Origin of the sequence: Bartonella sp. 220B, from assembly GCF_026930205.1 — a bacterium.
Taxonomy (GTDB): Bacteria; Pseudomonadota; Alphaproteobacteria; order Rhizobiales; family Rhizobiaceae; genus Bartonella.
In genome coordinates this window covers 1-3,679 of the sequence record NZ_JANHOI010000035.1, presented here as the reverse complement: position 1 = coordinate 3,679, position 3,679 = coordinate 1, and the positions used below count along the sequence as shown (strand labels likewise).

General features: G+C 41.4%; 2 protein-coding genes and 1 pseudogene. All 3 read right to left on the bottom strand.

Translation table 11 applies throughout. The features are described 5' to 3' along the window. Positions 1-81 (bottom strand): annotated as a pseudogene (locus NPX99_RS08785) (transglycosylase SLT domain-containing protein); the annotation flags it as partial. A 17-nt stretch (positions 82-98) separates the two neighbouring features. Beyond that, on the bottom strand, positions 99-2,369 hold the full coding sequence (locus NPX99_RS08405; protein ID WP_269031385.1) for a hypothetical protein: 2,271 nt from the start codon (positions 2,367-2,369) through the stop codon (positions 99-101). Further along, positions 2,359-3,679, bottom strand: a 1,321-nt coding sequence (locus NPX99_RS08400) for a hypothetical protein (RefSeq protein ID WP_269031384.1), incomplete at its 5' end; no start/stop codon positions are given. The genes NPX99_RS08405 and NPX99_RS08400, both read right to left, overlap by 11 nt.

Below are 3,679 nucleotides of genomic sequence, written 5' to 3'. Positions count from 1 at the left end.
ATACAAATAACTCTCAGGCAAGCCATAGCGTGATGCCGTTTGACGTATCGCTTGTTCTATCGGATGACTATAGCGGGTCATAACTTATACATCCTCCTTTATCGTGGTGCACTCAGCATATTAAATTGCCCCGCAAATGCTTTGCCTCCCCCTCCAAATAAAGCAGCAGAAACTTGTTTCATCCACTCTTTCGTCACATATCCTTTATGTTGTGCCTGCACCATTCTTTGAAGGATATTGACGATTTCATCATTGGAAAAATTTGTTCCCCCTGTTAACAACTTGACGACGTCCTTTTCTATGCGTTGACGCTCTCTCAAAGCTGTTGTTTTAAAGGGAATGTACGACGCTTTCAGAGTAGCTTTTCCTGTTTGCATAGCTGCATCTGCTACACTTGTAGGCGGGGTTATATTATGCGTAAAAGATATTTTTTCATCCGCTATTCGATTTGGTATCCTATTATAAAGATCAGCATAATTGGCTTCTCTATCGACAACCTTCTTAACAGCAGAAGCTTTATCCGATCCATAAATGTTTGCAAATCTTGAATAAAGATCATCTGTATCAAAAATCTGTTTTGCCTTGGAGACTTTATCTTTCGTTTGATCCATACCCTTTAAAAGTTTTGCTCTTGCTCCTTTTTTTAAGTATTCTTGTTCGCCTTCTGCTAATCCACCAAAAATTTTACTGAATTTATCTTTATCAAACGCCTTGCTAAGGACTTTCTCTCCTTCACGCATAGCATCTACATGTGAGCTATATTTACGATACAGTGCCCGTCCCTTCGTATATTCAGACGATACATCATCCATAATCTCTAATAATTTTTTCCGGATGCCTACTAAAGTACGAACTTTACTATCATCTCCCGTGTTCCTTGCTGTATCTATCATAAAACGAAGCTTACGCTGTGTTTCATGGAGAACCCCCATGTTCGGTTCTTCCTTGAGAAGACTAAACTTTTTAGAAGAAAATGGGTTAACTTTGTTCCCACCACTTGTGAACTCATCTAACCCTTGATCATAAGCTTGTTTGAAATAGGGGCGCTCCATCAATTCATTAAGAGCACCATAATATTTTTCCCCTATCGGTGTCTTTTTTGCTATTCCATAAAGGGATTCTGTTGCTGCTTTCTTACTTGCAATAAGATCATCTTTCAAACCTGTGACATTTTGACGAGGAACAAAATATTCATCAGCAGCCTGATGAATACGTTCTCCTCCTCCCTTCGCTCTCGCACCGGCTCTTTGGATTAAATCAAGAGACGCATCCGGATTTTTTCTTGAAATTTCAAAGATAAGATCCTGTAAGATAGGGCTGTGATCGACAACATAATCATTAGGGCTTGCTGTATTTTTAAAAGATTTTCCAAGCGCTTCAGCAGTATCATTGCTTAAATGCTTAGTAATTTCTCTTAATGTTTCTTTGGGAACACCTTTTACATGAGAGGGCGAAACAGCTCTTGCTGCCAATCCACCAAGTGAACCAAGCCCAGAACCAACAGCACTTCCAACCGCCGCCCCTCCTGCTCCAAAACCTGCACCAAGTGCTGCACTTTGAAGCGTATGACCTAACCCTTCACCTTCACCGATTCCATGTAATGCACCAGATAACGCTCCTACTTTAAGCAAATGCGGCAATGTTGTTTTGTTCGTAATACCTAAAAATGGGCTTGCTTTCTCACCTACATATTTTCCTCCTGCACCTACCCATTTCCCTACCGTTCCTACCGGTGTTGGTATGGCTTTCGAGAATAGTTGACCTAATTTTGAAGTCGCATGAGGCGCAAAACGCCCCCCAGCCCACCTCGCTAGTCCTACCCCCGCCCCTGCCCCTAAAGTTGCAAGTGAAGGCAAAGCAGACCCTAAAATATTTCCACCCAAAGATGTCCAATAATGCGTATCACTCATCCTACGTTGATAATCACGTAATTCATTGACAACTTTATCATACTTATCTTCGTATTTCTTATCACCGCCCCAATATCCGATCATCCCCCTGATAAAAGACGGTATTGCCCAATCATCATCAGAATCGCGCCCTGCCGCTGTAATTGCTTCAACTTCGTCATCTAAACCAAAACTCAGACCATGCTTTAAAGAATTCAAAAAAGCTTCACTTTGTGTGATCTCTGGAGACTGTGGTGTATCTTCATAAGAACGGTCGTTATCATCAGACGTATATCCAACTACGTAAACATCATCACCAAGCTCTGGTACATGATCACCAATACGGTATTTATGAGGTGAAGCATTCTTCGTTGTTTGGCTTGCTTGATTGCGTCCATAATCAGACATATACCCAACTACATAAACATCATCGCCAAGCTCTGGTACATGATCACCAATACGGTAATGTTTATTGCGCATTTTTTGGTTTCCTTGCTACTACCACATTTCCATAACTAACATGTGTTCCAGAAGGATAACGATTTATGTCTTCTCTGCTATTTACAGCCGGTAGGTTTGCAATACCTGCTTGTGACATCACCTGATTAGTAGCATTTTGGCTATTTGCTGCCGTAACGGCATTTCTCATATTATCTTCTGTAGCTTCAATCTTACCTAATACAATACCTTGTACTTCAGGGTTCAGTCTTGATAAAACATCTTTTATTATCCACAAGCGCCGTCTAAGCTCTCGTGCAGACATACGTAAATTTAATTTCCCTAGAGACTCTTTTAACATTTCAATGTCTTTATCGCTAACATTTCCAAGTCCTAGCGTCCCTGTTGGCGATAACATTTTCATTTGATCTATACGATCAAGCCCTATACGAGACTGGATTGATTCCAAAACCTGTCGTGCATCCGATTGTTCGGACGTTGAGAACGCATAACTAGCAGCTAAAGCTATATTACCTGTAGCCTTATGCTTAAATTTCTCAAGGTATCTCTGCAAATAATCAATATCGTCTAGCAAAACCTTTGCATATACGTTTTTATGTTGACGTAAAGCAGCTTCTCGTTCTTTGTCCATATATGCTTTCCCATTAGGGTGATTAACCACTCTCCATCCCGTTGGAGAAGTTGAATCCGGTACTAACGAACTCCCATCATTGTAATGTTTTATTCTATCTGTACCACCTGTGAGCAATGCACTAAGCAGTTGAGGATTACGCGCCATGACAGCCGCTTCTTCATCACTGTAACCTTTGGATTTCAGATACTCCACTGTTTGGTTAACTTGCTCTCTTTGTTCACCACCTTCGTTAAGACGCTTAACACCACTTGCAAACGTAGCCCATCCTGAAGCATCATCATCAGCTGCTGCCATACCAGCAAAAAGATCTTTAAGCCCTTTATAAGCGTCTGACTGGAAAAACTGCTGTAAATTACTTTGTGGAGAGGGTGGTGTTTGGGATGTAACTGCTGGTGATACGTTTTGGCTTGCATCATTAATTTGCTTTTCATCATCAACCTTAGGCGTAAGCATTTGTTGTTCAAGCATTGATGCATTCGGTAGAGGAGGATGATTACCAACACCAAGAGGCATTTCTGCACCAGGGGTTATATCGGGTGGTGTTTGTAATTGCGGCAAAGCCGGTAACTTTGGTCCAGTTGGTGCATGTGCCTCCTCTGGACGCATAATCTCTCCACCGTAAGACATCGCACCAGCAGACAAAGTTTTCATTGGATTACGTTTTATTAATTGTCCTAATCTTTGCGCTCCTGTAACA